The sequence below is a fragment of the Cytobacillus citreus genome, from assembly GCF_018343665.1.
GTDB lineage: Bacteria > Bacillota > Bacilli > Bacillales > Cytobacillaceae > Cytobacillus > Cytobacillus citreus.
On record NZ_JAGYPM010000015.1, the window covers coordinates 1 to 1,913 of the forward strand.

The following is a 1,913-nucleotide window of genomic DNA, read 5'->3' on the forward strand; positions in this document are numbered from 1 at the left end:
TCCACCCCGCGACAATAATATTTAATAAATGGAGGAGGAAAGGGGATTCGAACCCCTGCGCGGTTTGACCCGCCTGTCGGTTTTCAAGACCGATCCCTTCAGCCGGACTTGGGTATTCCTCCGAATAAAAACAATATGGTGGACCTTGTAGGACTCGAACCTACGACCGGACGGTTATGAGCCGTCTGCTCTAACCAGCTGAGCTAAAGGTCCATAATTGTATTCAAAGATTCAAGCAATATATATTACATTTGGTAGCGGCGGAGGGGATCGAACCCCCGACCTTACGGGTATGAACCGTACGCTCTAGCCAGCTGAGCTACACCGCCAAATGATTGTATAAATTTATTTAATGGTGGAGCCTAGCGGGATCGAACCGCTGACCTCCTACGTGCAAGGCAGGCGCTCTCCCAGCTGAGCTAAGGCCCCATTGTTTTTAGATGGTCGGGAAGACAGGATTCGAACCTGCGACCCCTTGGTCCCAAACCAAGTGCTCTACCAAGCTGAGCTACTTCCCGTTTTTTATGATATTATGGCGCGCCCGAAAGGAGTCGAACCCATAACCTTCTGATCCGTAGTCAGACGCTCTATCCAATTGAGCTACGGGCGCATTGTTAATATAAATGGTGCCGAGGACCGGAATCGAACCGGTACGGTAGTCACCTACCGCAGGATTTTAAGTCCTGTGCGTCTGCCAGTTCCGCCACCCCGGCACTTTTGGAGCGGAAGACGGGATTCGAACCCGCGACCCCCACCTTGGCAAGGTGGTGTTCTACCACTGAACTACTTCCGCAAATTGTATATTATTTTTCTTATTGAATGAAGTGTGTAGTCTAATGAATGCTTTATATACCTTTGGCATTTATCGCAGATTGAGTCTCTTCGAGACAGTCAATCTGGTGCGGGTGAAGGGAGTCGAACCCCCACGCCTTGCGGCGCCAGATCCTAAGTCTGGTGCGTCTGCCAATTCCGCCACACCCGCATTATTTAAATGGTGAGCCATGAAGGACTCGAACCTTCGACCCTCTGATTAAAAGTCAGATGCTCTACCGACTGAGCTAATGGCTCGATATAAGATGATGTTTCCTGAATTTTGCTAGTAGTTGTAATTGTGCTCCAAATCCCTTTGTGATTTGTCGCAGATTACTACAGCTTGCTATTCGAGGATGTATCGCTGCGTACTGCAAGCTTTCGTAATCCTCTACCGACTGAGCTAATGGCTCATAATAAAATGATTGCTCAAGAGTGCCGGCCAGAGGACTTGAACCCCCAACCTACTGATTACAAGTCAGTTGCTCTACCAATTGAGCTAGGCCGGCGTATTAATAATTCATTTTAAAATTTAATAGTAGTAATACCAGTGCTCCAAATCCCTTTGTGATTTGTCGCAGATTTTAAAAGTTTGTTATTCGAGGATGAGATGCTTCGCAGCTACAATCTTTTAAATCCTCTACCAATTGAGCTAGGCCGGCATTATAAAAATGGTGGAGGATGACGGGATCGAACCGCCGACCCCCTGCTTGTAAGGCAGGTGCTCTCCCAGCTGAGCTAATCCTCCGTTTATGCCTGGCGACGTCCTACTCTCACATGGGGACAGCCCCAAACTACCATCGGCGCTGAGAAGCTTAACTTCCGTGTTCGGGATGGGAACGGGTGTGACCTTCTCGCTATCGCCACCAGACTATTTTTTAAAGACAATATTTATTATATCGTCTTTTAAAATTTTTTCAAGAGGAATTTTTTATTCTCTCAAAACTAGATAATGTAGAAGAAGAATCGAGTAATCAATTTGGTTAAGTCCTCGACCGATTAGTATTTGTCAGCTCCACGTGTCACCACGCTTCCACCTCAAACCTATCAACCTGATCATCTTTCAGGGGTCTTACTAGCTTGACGCTATGGGAAATCTCATC

12 tRNA genes and 2 rRNA genes are annotated in these 1,913 nt (G+C 47.0%); all 14 read right to left on the reverse strand.

The annotated features are described in order from the left end of the window. Positions 1 to 29: 29 nt before the first annotated feature. Positions 30 to 122: transfer RNA gene (locus KHA94_RS25635), tRNA-Ser, on the reverse strand. Positions 123 to 136: 14 nt separating this feature from the next. Then, a tRNA-Ile gene (locus KHA94_RS25640) sits at positions 137 to 213 on the reverse strand. Between the two features lie 39 nt (positions 214 to 252). After that, positions 253 to 329 (reverse strand) — tRNA-Met (locus KHA94_RS25645). 24 nt (positions 330 to 353) lie between these two features. Next, positions 354 to 429 (reverse strand) — tRNA-Ala (locus KHA94_RS25650). A gap of 12 nt (positions 430 to 441) precedes the next feature. After that, positions 442 to 518: transfer RNA gene (locus KHA94_RS25655), tRNA-Pro, on the reverse strand. Positions 519 to 533: 15 nt separating this feature from the next. After that, positions 534 to 610: transfer RNA gene (locus KHA94_RS25660), tRNA-Arg, on the reverse strand. 14 nt (positions 611 to 624) lie between these two features. After that, a tRNA-Leu gene (locus KHA94_RS25665) sits at positions 625 to 713 on the reverse strand. 5 nt (positions 714 to 718) lie between these two features. Continuing rightward, positions 719 to 793, reverse strand: a tRNA-Gly gene (locus KHA94_RS25670). Positions 794 to 897: 104 nt separating this feature from the next. Continuing rightward, a tRNA-Leu gene (locus KHA94_RS25675) sits at positions 898 to 982 on the reverse strand. Between the two features lie 10 nt (positions 983 to 992). After that, a tRNA-Lys gene (locus KHA94_RS25680) sits at positions 993 to 1,068 on the reverse strand. 178 nt (positions 1,069 to 1,246) lie between these two features. Further along, positions 1,247 to 1,319, reverse strand: a tRNA-Thr gene (locus KHA94_RS25685). 163 nt (positions 1,320 to 1,482) lie between these two features. Further along, a tRNA-Val gene (locus KHA94_RS25690) sits at positions 1,483 to 1,558 on the reverse strand. A gap of 6 nt (positions 1,559 to 1,564) precedes the next feature. Next, positions 1,565 to 1,681: ribosomal RNA gene (gene rrf / locus KHA94_RS25695) — 5S ribosomal RNA — on the reverse strand. Positions 1,682 to 1,789: 108 nt separating this feature from the next. After that, positions 1,790 to 1,913: ribosomal RNA gene (locus tag KHA94_RS25700) — 23S ribosomal RNA — on the reverse strand; the annotation flags it as partial.